Source organism: Polaribacter sp. NJDZ03 (assembly GCF_019263805.1).
Taxonomy (GTDB): Bacteria; Bacteroidota; Bacteroidia; order Flavobacteriales; family Flavobacteriaceae; genus Polaribacter.
Window position 1 is genome coordinate 2,334,221 of sequence record NZ_CP079195.1, and the last position, 22,175, is coordinate 2,356,395.

A 22,175-nucleotide genomic window follows, 5' to 3' on the forward strand; every position below is an offset into this window, starting at 1 on the left:
TCTGTGACAATTCATGAAATCAATATAAACATGAGATTTTAATTACCTGTAACACAATGGATTTAGCCCAAATGTTGTTTGTTTTTTATCCTTTTCAACGCAAAAAATGTTCTTCTATTCAGACGAAAGTCTGTGACAATTGATAAACTGAATATAAGCATGAAGTTTTTAATTGACTGTAGATTTATCTGCAGGTCTTTAAATATTTGCAACAAAGTGGCTTTAGCCAAAATATGGCTTATCAAACTTATACCTACAAGGTTTTTGAAACCTTGCAGGAAAAATAGACATATTTAAAAATGCTAAAAACCCGCGTTAAGGATTGAAACGGCATCCTTTTTTGTTTTTCTCAAAAAAGATATAGTGGAAAGCCTGTTAAAACGCCCAAAAATAAAACATCTCGATACAATTTTGTAAAAAAAACAAAATCACTCGATGGGACAGTATAAAAAATATGATGTCAGTTAGAGTGAAATTTACTTCATTTTTTCTTGTAACACAATAACTAAAAAAGTTCAAATTAATGAAAATATTCTGCTGTTATAAGATTCCTCAATCGTCTAAAAAGACTCATTTCGGAATGACAGAAAAAAAAGAAAAACCCTTTCAAATTAATGAAAGGGTTTTCAGGTATTATGAGATTTCTCAATCGCCCAAAAAGGCTCATTTCGAAATGACAGAATAATTTTATGAATTCAAGTTGCTACTAAAAACCAACAACTAAAACCTAAAAACTATTTCTAGTATCTATAGTGTTCTGGCTTATAAGGACCATCTACAGTTACACCAATATAAGAGGCTTGCTCTTCGCGTAATTCTGTAAGCTCTACTCCTATTTTAGCTAAGTGTAATTTTGCTACTTTTTCATCTAAATGTTTTGGTAACATGTACACTTCGTTTTCATAAGCATCTCTGTTTTTCCAAAGTTCTATTTGTGCTAAAGTTTGGTTTGTAAATGAGTTACTCATTACAAAACTTGGGTGACCGGTTGCACAACCTAAGTTTACCAAACGACCTTCTGCTAATAAAATAATATCGTTTCCGTTAATGTTATATTTATCAACCTGAGGTTTAATAGTGTCTTTTGTGTGACCGTGATTACCGTTTAACCAAGCCATGTCAATTTCATTATCAAAGTGCCCAATGTTACATACAATAACTTTGTCTTTCATTGCTTCGAAATGACGACCTTGTATAATATCTTTGTTTCCTGTAGTTGTAATAATAATGTCTGAATTACCAACAACAGTTTCTAATTTCTTAACTTCAAAACCGTCCATTGCAGCTTGTAAAGCACAAATAGGATCGATTTCTGTAACCGTAACAATAGAACCTGCTCCTTTAAATGATGCTGCTGTTCCTTTACCTACATCTCCGTAACCACATACAGTAACACGTTTACCTGCTAACATAATATCTGTTGCTCTACGAATTGCATCTACTGCAGATTCTTTACAACCATATTTGTTATCGAATTTAGATTTTGTAACAGAATCGTTTACGTTAATTGCTGGCATTGGTAAAGTTCCTGCTTTTACTCTTTCATAAAGTCTATGAACTCCTGTGGTAGTTTCTTCTGATAAACCATTGATTCCTGCAGCTAATTCTGGATATTTATCCAAAACCATGTTTGTTAAATCTCCACCATCATCTAAAATTAAGTTTAATGGTTTTCTGTCTTCTCCAAAGAATAAAGTTTGTTCTATACACCAGTCAAATTCTTCTTCTGTTAAACCTTTCCAAGCGTAAACCGCTGTTCCTGCTGCTGCAATTGCTGCTGCTGCTTGGTCTTGTGTAGAAAAAATATTACAAGAACTCCAAGTTACTTCTGCACCTAAAGCTTGTAAAGTTTCTATTAAAACTGCTGTTTGAATTGTCATGTGTAAACACCCTGCAATTCTAGCTCCTTTTAAAGGTTGCTCGTTTTTGTATTCCTCTCTTAAAGACATTAATCCTGGCATTTCTGCTTCTGCCAATAAAATTTCTTTTCTCCCCCAATCTGCTAAAGAAATATCCTTAACTTTGTTTGGTACGTAAGCTAATTTAGTGCTCATATTATGTATATTTATATTCTAATTTTTCGAACTGCAAAGTTACGACATCCATTTTAAAAAAGTATGCCTCTTTACAAAAGTTTAACGATTAACGAAAACACCAAAGTATTTATTTGGAAAATTGATGAATCCTTTAATGAATTAAATAAGAACGTTTTACTTTCTGATAAAAGCCAAATTCGTTTAGATAGTATGAAATCTGACTTACACCAAAGAGGTTTTTTAAGTGTCCGTCATTTATTAAAAGAAGCAGGCTATTCTGATGCTGATTTAATTTATGATGAATTTGGAAAACCGCATTTAAAAGATGGAAAGTATATTTCTATTACCCATTCTTTTACTTTTTCTGGCTTAATAATTTCTGATGATTTACATGTTGGTATTGATATTGAAATGCAACGTGACAAAATATTAAAAATTGCACACAAGTTTACGCACGTTAAAGAGTATGTTACCATTGCAAACCACAATGCTTTAATTAGTAAATTGACGATTGTTTGGGGAGGAAAAGAGAGTTTGTATAAAATTTACGGAAAGAAAAAATTACGCTTTTTAGAAAATATTTATATTGAAGATTTTAAGTTTTCTGATGCTAAAACTACGGGAGAAATTAGATATGAAGGAAAAACGACTGCCTACAATATTGAATTTTTAGAGTTTGATGGTTTTACGTGTGTCTATGCTTATTAAAGCTATTAAGATTTAAATTAAGGGAATTAAATTTTATTTTTAAAAATACCGCTATAAAATCAATTTTATATAAATTATTATAAAGCATCATTTTCTTCAGTCAACTTTATGAAATTCAATTTGTTTAGATAGAAATTATTACGTGAATATTTGAATTGGAATATGAAATTACGATTAACAATATTTTTTTTAATGACTTTATAATATACAAAATACTTAAAAACAGTAAATAGAGAAAGTCTTATTTCTTGTGTCTTTTAGCAGAGCGTTTTTAAGTCTTTTTAGGGGACACTAGTGATAAAACATATAAATCCAAATAGATCTAGAAAGTCTTAGATTAAAGGTACTTAATAAAATAATCGTTGTAATTGCTAAAAGCGCAACAGTTATGTAAGAGAAATCTAATATAAACTTAAATAAAACCATACCTGCTATCATTTCTGCCGATATAAGTGCATAAGTTACAAACATAGCTCCAAAAAAGAAACCTGGTTCTTTCTCGAATTTAAAATGACACTCGCTACAAGTTGTATACATTTTAGGAGATCTAAGCAGAAGAAGATTCCCTAATTCGCTATACATTTTCCCTTTTTTACAATTAGGACATTTACATTTTAACATATCAATTACATTTGCCATACTCTCTAATTTAATAATATAACAAAATTAAGTTGATAAAACTACATTTACCATATAGTATAATCGCCATTTTTTGTACTTTTAGGACATTCTTATGAAAATACCTGTTTTAAAAATTGATCAATTTAAAGAATCTGAATCTTTAAAGGATTTGTATGTCAATTCTTTTTCAAACCATTTGGAATTGAATAAGAAGTTAATTGACAAACCTCACAGTCATAATTTTTACTTATGTGTTCTTTTTACCGGAGGATTTGGTACGCATGAAATTGATTTTAATTCTTACCAAGTAAACCCAGGGAAGGTTTTCTTTTTAAAACCTGGTCAAACTCATTCTTGGCAGTTTGATACAAAACCAGAAGGTTTTATCTTTTTCCACTCTCAAGAATTTTATGAAATAAAATTTTTAGATCATACCCTTCACTCATTTCCTTTTTATTATTCGAATCAGAATCCGCCTTTCTTAGAATTGTCTCCATTAAAAATAGATGTATTAAAACTAAAGTTTGAAGAAGTGTACGCAGAATATCAACAACAAAACTTGTTAAGAGAGTTAAAAATAATAAACCTTATAAATAGTATTTATATAGATTTAACAAGGGCTTACACTGCAGATGTTAATTTAGAAAAACTCGTTTCTACTAGTTATTCAATTATACTAGAAAATCTAGAAAACTTAATACACCAACATTTTTATAAAGAGAAATTACCTAAATTTTATTCCGATCAATTAAACATCACCACAAAACACCTCAACAGGGTTGTAAAAAAAGCACTGAACAAAACTACAAGTCAATTAATTTCTGAAAGAATTATCTTAGAATCGAAAAGGTTAATTATTCATTCTGGAAATAATTTAGCTGCTATTGCAGAGACACTTCAGTTTTCTGATTATGCCTATTTTTCTCGATTCTTTAAATCTAAAACTGGTTGTACGCCAATGGATTTTAGAAAAAAGTATACTTCATAAATAGACAATTAGCACTACTTGTAAAAACAGACCTCTTTAATATTAATCTGCTTGTAATTTCTTATTTTCGCAGTTGTGAATATTTATAAGAACATTTTACTAGCAAAAAAAGAAGGCAAAAAACTGTTAGCAGTTTTAATCGATCCAGAAAAGATTGATCTAAAAAACATCGTTTCTTTTTTTGAAAAAGTACATCAATCTATAACAACGCATATATTTGTTGGTGGTAGTACAGATAAAGATAACGTAACGGATACAGTTGTTGCGGCAATTAAAAAAACAACGCATTTGCCTGTTGTTCTTTTTCCTGGTGATGTAAAACAAATCTCTCAAAAAGCAGACGGAATTCTATTTTTAAGTCTACTTTCTGGCAGAAATCCAGAATATTTAATTGAACAACAAATAAGAAGTGTCCCTTTTTTGAAGGATTCTTCTTTAGAGATTATTTCTACAGGATATATCTTAATTGATGGCAAAAAAGATACAGCTACCCAAAAAGTAAGCAACACAAAACCAATTGCGCAAGAAAACACCGAACTCATTTTAAACACCGCTTTAGCTGGCGAATTTTCTGGTAAAAAACTAATTTACCTAGAAGCCGGTTCCGGAGCGACTGAGGCAGTCAGCCATAATATTATCACTGTTGTGGGTGAGAATTTAAACATTCCTTTAATTGTTGGTGGCGGAATTCGTTCTAAAAAACAATTAGAAACCGCTTTTAATGCTGGTGCAGATTTAGTGGTTATTGGTACTGCTTTTGAAAATGATGAAGCGTTTTTTAATCAACTTAAAAAATAATACATTGTAATATTTTCTCGCAGTTTGTCATTTCGAAGTATTGAGAAATCACATAACAGTGACACTACAACATTGAACCACAAATATGTCATTTCCAAGTATTGAGAAATCTCATAAAAGTAATACCACAACAAAAACCAAACCTTATGAGATTTCCTCCCAAAAGGTCGAAATCACAAAACTGAGTGTAGCAAAAACTGAACGCAAAAAAAACACAACAATTGTCATTTCGACGTTAGGAGAAATCACATAACAGTGATAACACAACAACAACCAAACCTTATGAGATTTCCTCCCTAAAGTTCGAAATGACACGATTATCTTTTTTAAAGTAGTTTTAAATGAATTACACTTTTACGTTTACTAATAAAAACAGAAAAGGTTACTTTTACAACTTAAAACAAAACCCAATGTCAGAAATTATCGATTTCCTTTTCGGACAATATAAAACCTATTCTACTACAGATATTTCATTAGAAATTATTGCTATAATATTCGGTTTCTTATCTGTTTGGTACTCTAAATTGAATAAAATATGGGTTTTTCCTACAGGAATGATTAGCACGCTTATTTTTGTGTACCTACTTTATAAATGGGAACTTTTAGGTGATATGATGATAAATGCCTACTACTTTGTTATGAGTGTTTATGGCTGGTATATTTGGACTTATAAAAGCGATGGTGAGCATGAAACGCCGATTTCTAGAACTACTTTAAAAGAAAAAAAACTAAGTATCTTTATCTTTATAGCAACCTTAATTTTTGTGTACGGAATTTATACGTATTTCGAAAAATGGACAAGTTGGACGGCTTATGTAGACACCCTTACAACAGCTATTTTCTTTGTAGGAATGTGGTTAATGGCAAAACGAAAAATAGAAAACTGGATTTATTGGATTGTGGGAGATATTATTTCTGCTCCTTTGTATTTCTATAAAGGCTTCACTTTTACGAGTTTTCAATATTTAATATTTACTTTTATAGCAATATCAGGTTATTTAGCATGGAAAAAGAACTTAAACAAGACCCAATTAACATTGTAAAAGTAGTTTTATTTGGACCAGAATCTTCAGGAAAAACAACTCTTTCTCGTCATTTAGCGCGTTATTATAATACGGTTTGGGCACCAGAATTTGCACGTGAATATTTACAAGAAAAATGGAACAACGAGCGTAAAACGTGCGAAAAAGAAGATTTACTTCCTATTGCCATCGGACAAATGAAATTAGAAAATTCTTTAGCAAAAAAGGCTGATAAAATTTTAATTTGCGACACCGATTTATTAGAAACAAAAGTATATTCCGAAGAGTTTTATGGTGGTTTTGTTGATGAAAGACTAAACGAAGCAGCAAGCAAAAACCAGTATGATTTGTACTTATTAACCTATATAGATACGCCTTGGGAAGAAGATGATTTACGAGACAGACCAGAACTGCGTTTAGAAATGTTTAATGCTTTTGAAAAATCTTTAATAGACAATAACAGACCTTATATTTTATTAAAAGGAGATAAAGAAACGCGCTTAAGAAACGCAACAGAAGTTATTAATAAGATTATTGCCGATAAAAACGATTTGCATTCTTTTTCTAAATCTTTATAAGACGTAGACATGCAATTTTTACATCAAAATACAAATGATTTTGGCACTCCTTTTGAGTCTTAAAAAAATAGAAAAAAGAAGTTAGAGAATAGCCCAAAGTAGCTCGTCTATTTTCTTTTATCTATATTCTAATACCAAATGAATTTTAAAATGATTGATGATAAATTTAAGTTATTTTTTCTTAATAAGAGATAGAAAATCTAATCATAGCCATAGCTACGATTAGATTTTATATTGAATTAGTAAGGAAAAAGAAATGAATTTAATCAGTCATTTTGATGTTTATTTGGTATAACATCTATTTTTAGAACATGAACAAAGAAAACATACTAAAAGAACTTAATTTTAAAGGCATTAGAAGTTCTGGTGCTGGTGGGCAACATGTAAATAAAACATCTTCTAAAATTGAATTAACTTTCGATTTAGAAAACTCTCTTTCTCTTTCTGATAACGAAAAAGAACTTTTAAAAACCAAGCTTTCTTCTAAATTAACAAAAGACAATAACCTCATCTTATTTTGTGAAGAAACACGTTCTCAGCACAGAAACAAAGACTTAGCAATCAAACGGTTTTTAGAATTATTACGTGTCAGTTTAATTCGTCCGAAAAAAAGAAGACCTACAAAACCAAGTAAATCTTCTGTTCGAAAAAATGCAGAAAAGAAAAAGAGAACTTCTGTGAAAAAAGCATTGAGAAAAAAACCAGGATTAGATTAATCAACAATTAATAATCTCGCTATTTCAAGTAATTCTTTCTTTTCTTCTAAAGTTCTATCCAACGGAAGTTGGGCTAAACCAATTAACCTCCTCATAATTTCAATTCCTGTTATTTGTAAGAAAAGACGTTCACTAAACTTTAATGTATACGCTTTTTTAACAGTAGAAATTAGTAGTTTATTTCCGGTTGCCATCACTATATGTGCCGCCATAACTCCTAAATCGAATTCTGGAAAACCTTTAAAACTAAATTCTGGGTCAATTACAAATACATCATCTTCTTTGGTCATCCAACTACCAGGATAATAATCTCCGTGTAAAAGAGTTGTTCCTTCGGATAAATAACGCTCTCCAACCAAAGCAATTTGTTCTTTTAATTTTTCATCGTTTTTATAAGTTTGTGATACTGCTTCTAATCCATCTTGAATCGTATCTAAAGAAAAACCATTATCAACAGCAAAAGGTAAAACAAATATATGTTGATGATTTAACGCACGTAATTCTTTGTTTTCTGGATACGTATTAGAAATATCACTTTTATGAATATTAGAAAGAATATCTACCAAAAGTTGAATTGATTCCGTTTCAATAACACGGTTTTTATAAAGAAAGCTCATGTCTTCGCAATTCCCTAAATCTTCTAAAATCAATACATAATTTTTTGCATCATAAGCAAGAATTTTAGGAATATGAGAAGTAACAGCAGGACTTTCAATCGCTTTATAAAATTGATATTCTACATCAATTCTATCTTCTGGCGCAGGAATATCTTGATATTTCTGAACAAAAGGACGCGATTGTTTTACAATAAAAGAACGCTGATTGGTTTTTACACGCAACACCACATTCATGTTCCCTTCTCCTGGTTTTTCTACGGATAAAATTTCTTCAGACTCCTTTAAAAAATTGATTTCTAATAGAAATTCTTTGATGACTTTTAAATCTGTATGTATATCAATATATTTCATATTACAATTTATTAAGGTGTTTCCAAAAAGCCTTTTCCATTGCTTTTTTATCTAAACCGGTGTAGACACCAATAGTCCGTTTTGTGTTTTCTTTTGGCGTTTGCAAAGGTGTTATTGTTGCAAACTCAGGGTTTATTAAAGCCTCAATAAGCGCAACATCCCACATTACCCATTTTTTCTTTTTAGGATCCTTTTTTGTCCACCAACGGTTGTACGTATCCCAACGATTTACTAAGATGTCTTTAATGCCGCCTTTTCCTTTTAACTGCTTATCGATGGTTTTCTTTTTAAAAACTAAATGCTGAGAAGTAGTCGCCGTCATTACATTAAACTCTAAATCTACCGTATTTAAAAGTACATCCACTGCAAAAGGATCATTACGAGAATTGAACTCTTTTTTACTATACGTATTCGTTTTTACCGTGTGCCAAAAACCAAGATAATTTACACGGATTTTAGAAATGATAGAAGGATCTTCTAAAATTGCCGAAGCAACATTAGTACAAGAACCCAAAATAACCAAATCTAACTTTTCGTTACCTTTCATTTCGTGTGCTTTTTCTATAATAAATCTAGAAGCTTCCGAAGGAGAAGGTGTTGTCATAGACGCTAACGGAACATTACTACCTAAAGGCAATTTAATTTCTGGGCGGTTCATCACTTTAATGATTTGCTCATTAATAGCCTGACTTTCACCAACCGTATTATCCGTTGCTTGTGGCGATGTATGAAACTGTGCTGAAGTAATTGCTAAAAGATTAAAAGCAGGTTCATCTATTGCACGAACCAGTGCAAAAAGATCATCTACTTCATTTGCGGTGTCTGCATCTATAATTAAATGTATCGGTTTCTGTTGTGCTTCTGCAAAGGCTGAAACCAACAAGAAGAGTATAAATGTGTATATCGTTTTCATGTAATTTGTCATTATATATGATGTTTTATATTTCGATTGTAAACCCACATTTTTAAAGTATAAATTATGGGTTTACCTCTCTTTATTTTTAATTTAAAAATCAATCTTTTTCCCACCAACCTTTACTATTAATATTGTCTCCACCAATGTTTTCTGCAGCTTCTTTATAATTAGCGTTGTTAGAAGCTTGCTCTGATTCTGGATACAAATAACGAACTGGATAACGATCTTGATTAAAATTATCTGGACCAGCTACTAAATTAGGAATTCCGGTTCTACGAATATTAAACCAAGCTTCATGACCTACAGAAATTAAACTCAACCATTTTTGAGTCATAATTTTTGTGATATCATCGTTACTTCCATCTAAAGCAACTGCAGTTCTTGTAAAATAATCTGCAGGAATTTCTGTGTTATAATAAGCAAAACTAGCTGCAATTCCGTTTTGGTAATACGTATTTACATCACCAGAAATAAAACCTTTAGCAACAGCTTCTGCCAGAGCAAATTGAGTTTCGGAATATTGCATATATTGTGCGTCTACGCCATTAGGAGTATCTCTAAAAATAGTTCCGAATAAAGAAATATTATTTAAGTCTACACCACTAGCGGCAATACTATTACTAGATTGTCCGTTTAATAAACCATGAAATTCTGCGGTTGTATTAGCAGTTGCATTTGTAGGTTTGTATAAAACTGCCATTCTAGGATCGTTCCAAGATTTTAAAATTTCTTCTACAGTAATCGTCATGGTATGTTCATTATTAATACCAGAAGCTGCATTAAATAAAGGAAACTGATTTGGTGATGTACTTAAATAAGGAAGAACCGCGTTATCGTTGTTAGATTGCATGAGGTTACCTGAATCTGCCAAAGCTTGTAAATCTGAAAAATCACTTAAACGTTTACTAATACGCATTAAATAACGAACTTGTAAAGAGTTGGAAAATTTTATCCATTTACTTAAATCGCCATTAAATAAAACATCACCTTCAATAATAGCATTGTTGTTTTCTAACGTTGCGACAGCATTTTTTAAAGTAGCCAAAATACCTGTTTCAGAATCTGTATAAATACTTTCTTGTGTATCGTATTTAGGCGAAAAAACACCATCAATAGCACCTATAGCTTGTGTATATGGAACATCATTCCATAAATCGGTAAGTTGAGAAAATAAATAACTTTTCATAATATCACCAACGGCATTATAAGCACTGTTTGTGGTTTCTGAATTTTGTATCGATTCAATATCAGAAAGCAAACCAAAAATAGCATTCCAATAGCCACTATTAGATCCCATTTCATAACGATCAATACGTTCAAACTCAATACTAGCCGAAAACTGGGCTAAATAATTGGATTGTCTAAAACCTTGGTCGTAGGCATTTAAATCTGAAGAAACCGAAAGAACATTGGTTAATAAAAACTGTGGAGCAACGGATTCTGGGTTATTATTATTTGTATTAATTTCTTCGAAACCGTTAGTACACGCAGTAAAAAATGTACTAAAAACGAAGATTGCTAAAAATATATTTTTATAATTTTTCATTTTCTTAAAATTCAGTTTTAATACTAATTCCGAAACTTCTTGTAGATGGGTATGAGAAATCTTCAACACCCTGTGTTATACTTTGTCCTTGTAAAGCATTTAGCTCAGGGTCAAAGTGAGGGTTTTCTGTAAACAAGAATAAATTACTACCTGTTAACCCAATTTTTATTTTTTGGAAACCAACTCTATTTACTAAGCTTTTATTAAACTTATAGTAAATACTTAATTGTCTTAATTTTAAATAAGAAGCATCATATAATGCACTTGCTTCATTACCTCTATCAAAAAAGGTATTATTGTATGTTTGTGCAGAAACATTAGTAGTATTTGCTACATACTGTGGTGCTGCATCTGTACCTATATTAACCACACCATTACCTACAATACCTGTTTCTCTACCTATTAAAGTTTCTTTTAATACACCAGAAGTACTTCCTAAAGCTTTCGTTCTAGAAACGATTGTTCCACCTTGTCTCCAGTCGAATAAAAAGGATAGGTTTATATTTTTATAGGTAAAGTTGTTGTTAAAACCTATTTGAAAATCTGGATTATAATTTCCTAATAAGCGTAAATTAGGGTCTTGTACAGGTAAACCATTAGCATTGTGAAGAATTTTTCCATCAATTTCTACAAAACCAGTACCAAACATATCTCCAACTCTACCACCTTCTTGGGCAATATAAAAAACACTATTAGAACCGCCAGAACCAGAAAATACGTCTGCGGAACCTGTTACAAATTGATCTACTCCTTCTGGTAATTCTGTAACAATACTTCTAGAAGTAGAAAAATTCACAGAACTTTCCCATTTAAAATCTTTATTTTTAATAAGAATACTACTCAATAAAATTTCTAAACCTCTCGTACGAACTTCTCCACCGTTTATATTAAAATTACCGAAACCACTTGCTTGAGAAATAGGACTAGATATAATTTGGTCTACACTGGTATTTTGATAGGCAGAAACATCTACTTGTAATCGATTCTTAAAAAACCAAGCTTCAACACCAGTTTCTAAAGCATTTAATCTTTCTGGTTTTAAATTGGAATTCTTTAGTACATTCTCATTGGTTACACGAAAATTGGTTCCGTAGTTCTGATTTAATAAAAAGTTCTGGTTGTTTTGATAAGGATCTGTATCATTACCAACACTTGCGCCACTAAAACGAAGTTTTAAGAAAGAGATTGCTTCAGGTAATGTCACTAATTTACTAATTACAGCACTTACGCCGGCAGAATAATATCCAAAAGAATTGTTATTGGCAGGTAAGGTACTACTCCAATCATTTCTATAAGAAACATCAAAATAAAGAGCATCTTTATAGTTTAAATTACCAGTTGCATATACACTATTTATTCTTTTAGTAAACGTATTACTTTCTGCAACCAAAGCAGCTTTAGAGTTTGCAAGTGTAAAAATATCTGGAATAGCTAATTGAGGCGCTAAAGTATAACTGTATTCTATTTCTTGATCAAAACGGTTAGCACCTGCACTTACATTGTATTTCCAATTTTCATTAATTACATCATCATAAGAGATTAATACATCTGTGTTTAATTCTTTAAAAAACACATTGTCTTCTCTATAAGATCCTTCTAGATTTGCATTGGTACTTACAGCACGTCTAAATTCTCGCTTATCATTATAAGTATCTAAACCAGTACGTATAGTTGCAGTTAATTTGTCTGTAATATTGTAAACGGCAGCAGCGTTTCCTAAAAATCTGTTTTTATTAAAACTGTTGGTGTTTTCAAAAACAGTTAAATAAGGGTTTGTTAACCAGTTGTAGTTAATATCAAAATGCTGAGAACCTTCTTGTCCTGCTTGCCAATAATTTTTAAAAGAATTAATATCTGCTTGTCTACCTGTCCAATTAAAACCATAAAGAGGGTTTTCATATCCGTATCCTAAATTAGGACGGTTACCACTTCTTGTATTAATATAATTAACAAAAGCATTTACATGTAACTTGTTGTGTAATTCTTGGTTCAAACTTATAGAGATACCATCTCTTTTTAAATCGGTATTTGGTACAATTCCTTCGTTTATTAAATTACTATAAGAAAATCTACTACTTCCTTTATCACCAGAAGAGCTAATAGCAATATTATTTTGCTTCGTAATTCCGGTTTTAAAAAAATTACGCACATTATTAGGGTTAGAAACCCAAGCTGTAGGTGTAATTGGTGTTAAAGTTCCGTCTGCTTGTGTTCTTGCAATAACGTCTCCAGCACGAACTGTATTTCCGTTGATATCTACAGATGGACTATCAAATTGGTTGATTAAAAAACCTTGATCTAAACGCGGACCATAACTACTTAAACCACCATCATTAACGCCAGCTCCAGCACCATTTTGAAAAGAATATTCACCATTAGAACCACCACCATATACATTTTGATAATCTGGTAAGGTTAATAAAGTCTCTATGGTTAAAGAGCTATTAATGCTAATACCCAAACCTTTTTTCTTTTCACCTCTTTTGGTAGTGATTAGTACCACTCCGTTAGCAGCTCTTGCACCATATAAAGCAGCAGAACCAGCTCCTTTTAAAATAGAAATAGAAGCAATATCATCCGGACTAATTTCAGATGCACCATTACCATAATCTACTTCTTGTAACGAACCGTCGTTTACTAAATCACTTGTAATTTGCTCATTACTAATAGGCACACCATCAACAACAAATAAAGGTTGATTGGAGCTGCTTAAAGAATTCTCTCCACGAATAACAATACGAGAAGAAGATCCTACACCAGAAGAACCATTGGTAACTTTTACACCAGCAACTTGTCCTGCAAGGCTATTTACCACGTTCGTAAGCGTAACTTCTGTAAGAGCAGCAGGCTTTATAGTGGTTACGGAAGATACTAAAGATTGCTTTTCTCTTTTAATACCTAAAGCAGTAACAACAACTTCGTTTAATATTTCTTGCTGAAATGAAGCCGGAAACAATAACAATTTAACCACCGATTCTTCATTAGAACGCACATCTACCATATCAGAAATAGTGGTTCCGTATGTTTTGTTTCCATCAAAAATAACTTGATAACCGTTTGCAGCGGCAATGGAATTAAAAGAGGCTTTACCTACTTCGTTTGTGGTCTTTTCTGCTTCATAACCTTGTTGATCATTCACAAGCGTAACAGTTATGTTTTTAATTGGTGCTTTGGTCTCATAATCTATAACGTAGACGACAAGATCTTCTTGAGCACTTAGGCTAATAGTAAATAGCGCAAGTAACCCGAAAAATAAATTTTTCATTAGTTTGAGTTAAAATGTATGTAAAATAATAAGTCCTGTTTTTACAGAAAATTGTACTTATAATTAATTACAAACCAATGGAGGTCCTTTATTGTATAGGTGATTTAAAGAAGCTTCTTTAAATTTTTGAAGAATGTATTTGCTTACTTTTAAAATTACTACTTGTAGATTTTGTAATAATTTAAGTGCTTTTATCTTTAGAAAAGAAAGTGACGCAATGTTTTTAGAAATATCTAACTCTTCATCTAAATCGTATAAATAAGGAAGTGTAGCAGTTGCTATTTCTTTTGCTGATAAAAGTGTTTTTAATTCTTTATATAATGTTGATGATTCCCAAGGAAGTGAAAGAAATTCTGAGGCTTTAAATTGATCTTTACGTATACCTAAAAGATAAAAACCACCATCGTAAGAAGGTCCAATAGGTATTTGATTGTTTTCTACGGATTCTATGGCAGCACGAAGATGCTTTTTTTCTAAACCTAAAGTATCGTTACCAACTGTTATAACATTATTATACCCTTTTTTAAAAATATCGGAAACAGTATTTACATAACGTTCACCAAAATTATTTCCTTTTTGGTCTTTCTCTGTATAATGAAAATAGTCTACGCCTAAAGAACTAACTTTTTCTTTAATTAAAGCATTCAGTTTGCTAGCCGTATCCTTTTTTTGAAGGAAAGGCTTACGTAAATTTTCGGCTTCTTGCGAAAGCGAAAAGATAAGAATAGCAGTTTTAGAATGTTTTAAATTGATCAAAAAAAATATTTTAAATTGTAACAGTCGTAATTATATATAGCAAATTACAAAAGCTAAAATAATAAATAAGATGATATATAATTTAAATTTACTCTTTACCCAATAATACTTTATCCAATTCTTTTTCTAAATCATCATTATATTCTACTTTTTTTAAAACTTTCCCTTCTTCGCTTATAATAAAAGTAATTGGTATGGATGATATATCATATTGTAATGCAACCGGATCAATATTAATCTTAGTTAGTTTAGAAAAATTTGGCCAATTTATTTCTAATTTATCACTTGCATTTTTCCACATTTCTCTTCTTATATCAAATGAATAACTTACAATCTGAAAATTTTTGTCTTTGTATTTTTCTATTAACGAAGGAAATTCTTCTTTTATTTGTTTTATACACGGAGGACACCAACCTGCCCAAAAATCTAACAGCACTACTTTGCCTTTAAAATCACTTAATTTCACTTCTTCTCCGTCTAAGTTTTTTCCGATAATATCTGCAATATCATCGCCTTCTTTAACTCGTTTTAAGTGTAAAAAATCATCCAATATTTTTCCGTAACTAGATTTTTTTAGTTCTAAAGGAAGTTGACTGAAATAATCTTCTAGTTTTTCTTTTTTTAAATCAAACCTGTAATCTAAGATTTCTGATAAAGAAAAATAATTATTAGGATTCTCGAATAGAAATTTAGTAGAAGTATTTGTAATTGAATCTCTATATGCTTTATATGCTTCTTCTGAAATAAGTTTTTTATTAAATTTTTTATACGTTTCTGCTTGCCTGTCTCTAAAAGGCTTCAAAAGTTTTTCATGACGAAGTGCAATTTTATTTGTTTCACTACCTGTAATAATTTTACTAAAGTCATTATTTTTTTCTAATAGTTCTTCTTTAGAAGAATTTATCGTAATTTTTTTATTTTCTAACCAAAAACCAATAGATACATCAGAAATATAAATACCAACAGGTGTAGGATCATTTAATTTTCCTTTAAAAGTAAATTTATTATTTATGATGATTGTAGAATCTAATTCTTTCCAAGTGTTAGAATTAAATAAAAGTACTTTTGTACTGTCTTTTAAACCTGTAATATCTGCTTCTACAATATAACCACTTTGTTTTTTTTGACAAGATATTAAGCCAATTATAAGACATAAAATTACAATACTTTTTTTCATTTTGATGATTTTGGTTTTCTAAAGATAGAAAAAAACATTAACTACTAATTACAATTTTATTTTAATAAAGTTAGCAAACAAATGTAGCCCTGATTGAACGACATGTTTGAGCTCTTTTTTATCCCTTTTTAGGATAAAAAAAGCGAGTAGTGAAAGCAGGAAATAGCTTCAAAAAAAAAAAGCTTTTGTTATTCTTTATGTCAAAAAACTGAGGTAATTTTGCAGCGTTCTCATAAAGGGGTGCTTTTTAGTTGGCAGTTTCAGTTATTAGTTTTCAGTCTCAACAGACTTTTTATACTTTTAACGATATAAACTTTCAACTTTTTAAGGCTGAGATCATACCCAATGAACCTAGAACAGATAATGCTGTTTAGGGAGGCGATAATCGCCATTTTGCATAACACATCGTTATGTAGCGTAAAACAATTTAACTGAAAATTATTTTGTTCTTATTTTACATAAATGATAAACACTAATTATTCAACATAAATCACAAGAATAATTACCTCTTTTTATTCGTTTTAAATTATTTTAAAATGAAAAAAATCACATTTTTTTTATTCTTGTTTGCAGGTATATTTGCAAACGCCCAGTCGCTTACTTTAAAAGGAAAAGTAGTAGACGAACACAATGAATCTTTGCCAGGAGCCACTATTTTGGTGAAAGAAAACAACAAAGGAACTTCTACCGATTTTGATGGAAAGTTTCAATTAAATCTACTAAAAGGAGACTACACCATTCAGGTTTCATTTATTGGTTACAACACCGTTTCTAAAGAAATTCATTTAGACAAAAACAATGAAATTGAGTTTACTTTAGTTCCAAATGCCACGGTTTTAGAAGAAGTTTTGGTTTCTGCAGTTCGTGTAAATGCTGATGTGCCAGTAACATTTTCTAATCTTTCTAAAAAGGAAATCGCAACCCGTAATTTAGGTCAGGATATTCCTATTCTGCTTAATTATATGCCTTCTGTGGTTTCATCATCAGATGCTGGTGCAGGTGTTGGTTATACCTACATGAGTGTGCGTGGTTCTAACGGAGAAAGAATTAATGTTACCGTAAACGGAATACCGTATAATGATGCTGAAAGTCACGGTTCTTTTTGGGTGAATTTAGGAGATTTTGCTTCTTCTACAGAGAATTTACAATTGCAACGTGGTGTAGGAACCTCAACCAATGGTTCTGGTGCTTTTGGTGCGAGTTTAAATATTTTAACAGATGCTGTTGCCGAGGAAGCTGGTGGAGAAATATCCAACTCTTTTGGTTCTTACGGAACTAGAAAACATACCGTAAAATTTACAACAGGTAAAATTAACGACCACATAGAAATTGCAGGTCGTTTGTCTAATATTTATTCTGATGGTTATGTAGATAGAGCAAGCTCTGATATAAAATCGTACTATTTACAAGGTAGTTATACCGATGAAAACACATTGATAAAAGCGGTTACTTTTGGTGGAAAAGAAGTTACGTACCAAGCTTGGGAAGGTTTAACGGCAGATCAACTTAAAGAAGATAGAAGACAGAATCCTTATACGTATGAGAATGAAGTGGATGATTATGACCAAAACCATTACCAATTACATTGGAATGAAAAGTTAAACGAAAACTGGTCTACTAATTTAGCGTTGAACTATACAAAAGGTGCTGGATTTTTTGAGCAATACAAAGCAGATACAGAAGTAATTAGTGATTTAGATGAAGACGGTACATTAGATTTTGATAATTATAATGGTATCTTAGAAGGAACAAAGATAAAAACTGTAGAAAATGAAGACGGTAGTACTTCTTTAATACCGATTACAGATGCTATTGTAAGACGTTGGTTAGAAAACGATTTTTATGTAGTGAATTTTAACACCAATTACAAAACGGATAAACTGAATCTAATTTCAGGAATTTCATATTCTAATTATACAGGAAACCACTTTGGTGAAGTAATTTGGGGAAAAGAGTTTACAGATACCGCAAGCATTAGAGATCAATATTATTTTTCTGACGCTAAGAAAACAGATTTTTCAATCTTTGCAAAAGCAACTTTTGATATTAGTGAGAAATTATCTGGTTATGCAGATGTACAAGGACGTTTTGTAACTTATGAAACCAAAGGAATTACTTCTAAAAGAGCTCCAATTGACGTTGATGCAAACTTTAATTTCTTTAATCCGAAGGTTGGTTTAACTTATAAAATTAACGACGATAATAATTTATATACTTCTTTTGCAGTTGCAAATAGAGAGCCAAACAGAAATGATTTTGAAGCCGGAGTTACCACACACGAAACTTTAAATGATTTAGAATTTGGATGGAGATTTAAGTCGGAAAACTTTAAATTAAACTCCAATATTTATTATATGAATTATAAAAACCAGTTGGTATTAACTGGTGCTTTAGATGATGTTGGCGCGCCTGTAAGAGCGACTTCTGGAGACAGCTACCGTTTAGGTTTAGAAATAGATGCAGATATTAGGGTTTCAGATCAATTTTCTATAAAACCGAATGTTGCTTTTAGTTCTAATAAAAACAGAGACTTTTTTATTACGAGAGATGCAAACCCAATTCCGCAAGCATTAGGAAATACAGATTTGTCTTTTTCTCCGGATATTATTGCAGGAAACATGTTTATTTTTAAACCAATAGACAATCTACAGTTCTCTTTCTTATCTAAATTTGTTGGCAAACAATACATGAGTAATTTTGGAAGTGCTATTTCTGATAACGATGTTTTAAACGATTATTTTACGTCTGATTTTAATATTGTGTATCAAATAACACCAAACAAAGTATTTAAATCGATTGTATTTTCTGCTTTGGTAAATAATATTTTTAATACAGAATATGTAGACAGAGGTTATTATTACACGTATGATTATACTGATAATGGAAATACAGTTACTGGTGACGGAGCAGGTTATTACCCACAAGCTACTAGAAACTTCTTAGTTGGCGTTACCTTAAAGTTTTAATCGCAGGGCGATAACCAAGGATTTATTCTCTTATCCTTATATCGAGGTTTTTGATTAAAACTGACTAAAAAAATAAACAAAACGAGCATTTTCTATTGAAAATCGCTCGTTTTTTCGTATATTGTAGATTCATGAGAAATTCTTCTTTTTACATCGAAAATAATACGAGCATTTATTCTTTTGATTTTTGTCTTTTAAAAAATCATTCTGATAAATTCATCACGACTGCTTTCTAGTTTTTCTACTTCTTAATTTTTTAAAGGAAATTATGTCCTTTGTCATCTACAATTTTATAAAAAAGTGTTTTTACACTTCTTTAAATCTATATATATGAAAATAATTAAAGTTCAAAGAAAAACTAAATATCAAAAATACTATTCGTCTGCTATGGGAACTCTAAATTCTAGAGTAACGTACATTAAAAAGTATTTTTTAGGAATTCCTATTAAAACGATCCATCAATACAGAGAAACATATTATGGAGAAATGAAAACGTGTGATGATTGCAATCTATTTATTTAAAATTAATCTACAAAAACCAGAAACAATATATGAGACAACTTAAAATTGTAAAACAAGTAACCAATCGTGACGCCAAATCTTTAGAGAAATATTTTCAAGAAATTAGTAAAATTGGGCTAATAACTGCTGATGAAGAAGTAGAACTAGCTTTAGAAATAAAAAAAGGAGATAATAGAGCGTTAGATAAACTTGTTACCGCAAATTTAAGGTTTGTTGTTTCTGTTGCAAAACAATATCAAGGACAAGGTTTAAAATTGTCTGATTTAATAAACGAAGGAAATTTAGGTCTTGTAAAAGCTGCAAAACGTTTTGACGAAACAAGAGGTTTTAAATTTATCTCTTATGCCGTTTGGTGGATTCGTCAATCTATTATGTCTGCTTTAGCAGAACAATCTCGTATTGTACGTTTGCCTTTAAACAAAATTGGTAGCATTAATAAAATACGAAAAATATATGCTCGTTTAGAACAAGGAGAGCAAAGAATGCCTACCAATAAAGAAATTGCAAAGCAGTTAGACATGACTGAAGATGAGGTAGAGCAATCTTTAAAAAATTCTGGTAGACATGTATCTATGGATGCACCTTTTAAAGAAGGAGAAGATTCTAACTTATACAACGTATTACAGTCTGACGAGTCTCCTAGACCCGACAAAAACTTAATGAAGCAATCTTTATCCATTGAAATAAACAGAGCCTTAGACACGCTTTCTAACAAGGAAGCAAAAGTGATAAAAATGTTTTACGGCATTAATCTTCCTAGTTCTTATAGCTTAACGGAAATTGGAGCAACGATTGATTTATCTAGAGAGAGAGTCCGCCAAGTAAAACAAAAAGCAATTAGACGCTTACAACATCAATCTAAAACACATCTTTTAAAAACATATTTAGGGTAAACTTTTGTTTACTTATTGAAATTACTTTTTAAAATCTCAAGCAGAAGCTTGAGGTTTTTTTTTGGTTAAAGCCCACATTAAGATGTCCTTTATGTAAGTAATTACTTTTAATTTCCAAATTCCTATTGTATTCTTTTCCCTTTATATTATCAATAAAAAAACAAAAGTAAATCAGTAAAAAAAGGGCTATAATTTCATTTTTTAGTAATTTTACTACAAACAAAATTTGAACTTAAAATATTTGTTCCAACGATTCTTACTTTTAAAATAATAAGGAATCTTTTACTTTTTAGGTGACATTTACAATACTCGAATCAAAAAATAATTGATTTATGATACCGTTTAATATATCTCATAATAAACATCTACGATCTACAGATGAGAATACAAAAAATTTCAAACTGTTATTTTATGCTTTATTAATTGGAATTCTTGTAGGCCTTTTTGCAGGTTTGTTTAGGCTTAGTCTAAGTTATATTGAAAGCTTTAGAGAAAGCTTATTTAAAAATGCAGTAACTGGTGATATAGTAAGCTGGGTATGGCCTATTTTATTTGCTATTACAGCAATTAGTATCGCATTATTTTTAGTTCGAAAATTTGCTCCAGAAGCATCAGGGAGTGGAGTGCAAGAAATCGAAGGTGCTTTAGACGGCGTGCGTCCAATGAGATGGAAAAGGGTAATTCCTATAAAATTTATAGCCTCCTTATTTTCTTTAGGAAGTGGGTTATTATTAGGTAGAGAAGGTCCAACAATTCAATTGGGAGCTAATATTGGTAAAATGATTAAAGATACTTTTGGTGAAACCAGTCTTGAAAATAATCCTTTAATTTCTACCGGAGCTGCTGCAGGACTTGCAAGTGCTTTTAATGCTCCTTTTGCGGGTATCATTTTTGTAATAGAAGAAATGCATGGACATTTTAAGTTTAACTTTTATTCCGTAGCATCCATTATGATTGGTGCTGGTTCAGCAGATTTTATAGTACGTATTTTAGTAGAATCTAAACCCACTATACAAATGATGGTGTTCCCTAGTCCTAATATTTATAGTTTATGGTTATTTATTATTCTAGGTTTAGTTTGCAGTATTATTGGTTTAATTTACAACAAAGTACTAATTCTATCTTTAAATTTTTTCCAATTTTCTAATAAATTACCAATCCTTTATACAGGTATTTTTGTGGGATCTATTATTGCTATTATCGGTATTTTCTCTCCAGATATGATTGGAGGTGGATATGAAACCATCACAAAGGTGTTAGACAATTCGTTTACTTTATTATTTTTAGTTTTTTTATTTACGGTAAGACTACTCTTATCTTTTTTTAGTTACAGTTTAGGTGTGCCTGGAGGTATCTTCTTACCCATGTTAACACTAGGTGTAATATTAGGTGTGCTATTTGGTATTAGCATGCAACAATTATTTCCTGATTTAATTTCTCATCCTGGAATTTTTGCCATTGCAGGAATGGCTGGTATTTTTTCGGCAACTGTTAGAGCACCCCTAACAGGCCTAGTATTAGCCATAGAAATGACATCTAACTATGAGTTAATATTACCTTTAATAATCACTACAGTTACTGCATCTGTATTTACAATGCTACTAGGAAACAAACCTATTTATACAACCTTGTTAAAACGTACTTTAGCAAATACAGTGGAACAACCTTAAGAAATGAAAAGACATTTATAGAGAATTAA

At 30.8% G+C, this 22,175-nt stretch carries 18 protein-coding genes; 10 read left to right on the forward strand and 8 right to left on the reverse strand.

The window, feature by feature from the left end; all coding sequences use genetic code 11:
* Positions 1 to 740: 740 nt before the first annotated feature.
* Entirely contained in the window at positions 741 to 2,054 is a 1,314-nt protein-coding gene (gene ahcY / locus KV700_RS09890) for an adenosylhomocysteinase (RefSeq protein WP_218597789.1), read from the reverse strand.
* A gap of 63 nt (positions 2,055 to 2,117) precedes the next feature.
* Between ahcY and KV700_RS09895 the strand changes: the two genes are divergently transcribed.
* The gene (locus KV700_RS09895) at positions 2,118 to 2,744 is read left to right on the forward strand and encodes a 4'-phosphopantetheinyl transferase superfamily protein (RefSeq protein WP_218597790.1); all 627 of its coding nucleotides are present in this window, start codon (positions 2,118 to 2,120) and stop codon (positions 2,742 to 2,744) included.
* Between the two features lie 291 nt (positions 2,745 to 3,035).
* On the opposite strand, the gene KV700_RS09900 is transcribed toward KV700_RS09895, so the two are convergent.
* Positions 3,036 to 3,383 carry a DUF983 domain-containing protein gene (locus KV700_RS09900; protein ID WP_218597791.1) on the reverse strand — a complete coding sequence of 116 codons (348 nt, stop codon included), beginning with the start codon at positions 3,381 to 3,383 and terminating at the stop codon, positions 3,036 to 3,038.
* A 94-nt stretch (positions 3,384 to 3,477) separates the two neighbouring features.
* Between KV700_RS09900 and KV700_RS09905 the strand changes: the two genes are divergently transcribed.
* The 5 genes from KV700_RS09905 (at position 3,478) to arfB (ending at position 7,467) form a co-directional block, all read left to right on the forward strand.
* Positions 3,478 to 4,353 carry a helix-turn-helix domain-containing protein gene (locus tag KV700_RS09905; protein ID WP_218597792.1) on the forward strand — a complete coding sequence of 292 codons (876 nt, stop codon included), beginning with the start codon at positions 3,478 to 3,480 and terminating at the stop codon, positions 4,351 to 4,353.
* A gap of 75 nt (positions 4,354 to 4,428) precedes the next feature.
* The gene (locus KV700_RS09910; RefSeq protein WP_166386742.1) at positions 4,429 to 5,151 is read left to right on the forward strand and encodes a geranylgeranylglyceryl/heptaprenylglyceryl phosphate synthase; all 723 of its coding nucleotides are present in this window, start codon (positions 4,429 to 4,431) and stop codon (positions 5,149 to 5,151) included.
* Between the two features lie 410 nt (positions 5,152 to 5,561).
* Positions 5,562 to 6,194 (forward strand): nicotinamide riboside transporter PnuC, encoded by a 633-nt coding sequence (gene pnuC / locus KV700_RS09915; RefSeq protein WP_218599837.1) that lies wholly within the window; start codon positions 5,562 to 5,564, stop codon positions 6,192 to 6,194.
* Positions 6,155 to 6,751: an AAA family ATPase gene (locus KV700_RS09920; RefSeq protein WP_218597793.1), complete on the forward strand. Its 597-nt coding sequence runs from the start codon at positions 6,155 to 6,157 to the stop codon at positions 6,749 to 6,751. Before pnuC ends, KV700_RS09920 begins: the two co-directional genes overlap by 40 nt.
* A gap of 311 nt (positions 6,752 to 7,062) precedes the next feature.
* On the forward strand, positions 7,063 to 7,467 hold the full coding sequence (arfB, locus tag KV700_RS09925) for an alternative ribosome rescue aminoacyl-tRNA hydrolase ArfB (RefSeq protein ID WP_218597794.1): 405 nt from the start codon (positions 7,063 to 7,065) through the stop codon (positions 7,465 to 7,467).
* On the opposite strand, the gene KV700_RS09930 is transcribed toward arfB, so the two are convergent.
* The 6 genes from KV700_RS09930 to KV700_RS09955 all read right to left on the reverse strand — a co-directional run bounded on the left by KV700_RS09930 (position 7,464) and on the right by KV700_RS09955 (position 16,095).
* Positions 7,464 to 8,435 (reverse strand): phosphotransferase, encoded by a 972-nt coding sequence (locus tag KV700_RS09930; protein ID WP_218597795.1) that lies wholly within the window; start codon positions 8,433 to 8,435, stop codon positions 7,464 to 7,466. The two genes, arfB and KV700_RS09930, sit on opposite strands and share 4 nt — an antisense overlap.
* A gap of 1 nt (position 8,436) precedes the next feature.
* Positions 8,437 to 9,348, reverse strand: a complete 912-nt coding sequence (locus tag KV700_RS09935) for a nucleoside hydrolase (protein WP_218597796.1) — start codon at positions 9,346 to 9,348, stop codon at positions 8,437 to 8,439.
* A gap of 100 nt (positions 9,349 to 9,448) precedes the next feature.
* Positions 9,449 to 10,897 carry a SusD/RagB family nutrient-binding outer membrane lipoprotein gene (locus KV700_RS09940; RefSeq protein ID WP_218597797.1) on the reverse strand — a complete coding sequence of 483 codons (1,449 nt, stop codon included), beginning with the start codon at positions 10,895 to 10,897 and terminating at the stop codon, positions 9,449 to 9,451.
* A gap of 4 nt (positions 10,898 to 10,901) precedes the next feature.
* Positions 10,902 to 14,162, reverse strand: coding sequence for a SusC/RagA family TonB-linked outer membrane protein (locus KV700_RS09945; protein ID WP_254712898.1), 3,261 nt, complete (start codon positions 14,160 to 14,162; stop codon positions 10,902 to 10,904).
* A 63-nt stretch (positions 14,163 to 14,225) separates the two neighbouring features.
* On the reverse strand, positions 14,226 to 14,918 hold the full coding sequence (locus tag KV700_RS09950; RefSeq protein WP_218597798.1) for a DUF2064 domain-containing protein: 693 nt from the start codon (positions 14,916 to 14,918) through the stop codon (positions 14,226 to 14,228).
* Positions 14,919 to 15,006: 88 nt separating this feature from the next.
* Positions 15,007 to 16,095: a TlpA disulfide reductase family protein gene (locus tag KV700_RS09955; RefSeq protein ID WP_218597799.1), complete on the reverse strand. Its 1,089-nt coding sequence runs from the start codon at positions 16,093 to 16,095 to the stop codon at positions 15,007 to 15,009.
* 536 nt (positions 16,096 to 16,631) lie between these two features.
* Here KV700_RS09955 and KV700_RS09960 point away from each other — a divergent pair.
* The 4 genes from KV700_RS09960 (at position 16,632) to clcA (ending at position 22,146) form a co-directional block, all read left to right on the forward strand.
* On the forward strand, positions 16,632 to 19,061 hold the full coding sequence (locus KV700_RS09960) for a TonB-dependent receptor (RefSeq protein WP_218597800.1): 2,430 nt from the start codon (positions 16,632 to 16,634) through the stop codon (positions 19,059 to 19,061).
* Between the two features lie 330 nt (positions 19,062 to 19,391).
* The gene (locus KV700_RS09965; RefSeq protein WP_166386762.1) at positions 19,392 to 19,583 is read left to right on the forward strand and encodes a hypothetical protein; all 192 of its coding nucleotides are present in this window, start codon (positions 19,392 to 19,394) and stop codon (positions 19,581 to 19,583) included.
* 29 nt (positions 19,584 to 19,612) lie between these two features.
* Positions 19,613 to 20,476, forward strand: coding sequence for an RNA polymerase sigma factor RpoD/SigA (locus KV700_RS09970; protein ID WP_218597801.1), 864 nt, complete (start codon positions 19,613 to 19,615; stop codon positions 20,474 to 20,476).
* Between the two features lie 332 nt (positions 20,477 to 20,808).
* Positions 20,809 to 22,146, forward strand: a complete 1,338-nt coding sequence (gene clcA, locus KV700_RS09975; protein WP_218597802.1) for a H(+)/Cl(-) exchange transporter ClcA — start codon at positions 20,809 to 20,811, stop codon at positions 22,144 to 22,146.
* Positions 22,147 to 22,175: the final 29 nt, after the last annotated feature.

Excerpts from the sequence above, each read along its gene's own strand:
- ahcY (WP_218597789.1), bottom strand. The coding sequence starts at position 2,054 with ATGAGCACTAAATTAGCTTACGTACCAAACAAAGTTAAGGATATTTCT.
- KV700_RS09895 (WP_218597790.1), top strand. The coding sequence starts at position 2,118 with ATGCCTCTTTACAAAAGTTTAACGATTAACGAAAACACCAAAGTATTT.
- KV700_RS09900 (WP_218597791.1), bottom strand. The coding sequence starts at position 3,383 with ATGGCAAATGTAATTGATATGTTAAAATGTAAATGTCCTAATTGTAAA.
- KV700_RS09905 (WP_218597792.1), top strand. The coding sequence starts at position 3,478 with ATGAAAATACCTGTTTTAAAAATTGATCAATTTAAAGAATCTGAATCT.
- pnuC (WP_218599837.1), top strand. The coding sequence starts at position 5,562 with ATGTCAGAAATTATCGATTTCCTTTTCGGACAATATAAAACCTATTCT.
- KV700_RS09920 (WP_218597793.1), top strand. The coding sequence starts at position 6,155 with ATGGAAAAAGAACTTAAACAAGACCCAATTAACATTGTAAAAGTAGTT.
- arfB (WP_218597794.1), top strand. The coding sequence starts at position 7,063 with ATGAACAAAGAAAACATACTAAAAGAACTTAATTTTAAAGGCATTAGA.
- KV700_RS09930 (WP_218597795.1), bottom strand. The coding sequence starts at position 8,435 with ATGAAATATATTGATATACATACAGATTTAAAAGTCATCAAAGAATTT.
- KV700_RS09935 (WP_218597796.1), bottom strand. The coding sequence starts at position 9,348 with ATGAAAACGATATACACATTTATACTCTTCTTGTTGGTTTCAGCCTTT.
- KV700_RS09940 (WP_218597797.1), bottom strand. The coding sequence starts at position 10,897 with ATGAAAAATTATAAAAATATATTTTTAGCAATCTTCGTTTTTAGTACA.
- KV700_RS09945 (WP_254712898.1), bottom strand. The coding sequence starts at position 14,162 with ATGAAAAATTTATTTTTCGGGTTACTTGCGCTATTTACTATTAGCCTA.
- KV700_RS09955 (WP_218597799.1), bottom strand. The coding sequence starts at position 16,095 with ATGAAAAAAAGTATTGTAATTTTATGTCTTATAATTGGCTTAATATCT.
- KV700_RS09960 (WP_218597800.1), top strand. The coding sequence starts at position 16,632 with ATGAAAAAAATCACATTTTTTTTATTCTTGTTTGCAGGTATATTTGCA.
- KV700_RS09965 (WP_166386762.1), top strand. The coding sequence starts at position 19,392 with ATGAAAATAATTAAAGTTCAAAGAAAAACTAAATATCAAAAATACTAT.
- KV700_RS09970 (WP_218597801.1), top strand. The coding sequence starts at position 19,613 with ATGAGACAACTTAAAATTGTAAAACAAGTAACCAATCGTGACGCCAAA.
- clcA (WP_218597802.1), top strand. The coding sequence starts at position 20,809 with ATGATACCGTTTAATATATCTCATAATAAACATCTACGATCTACAGAT.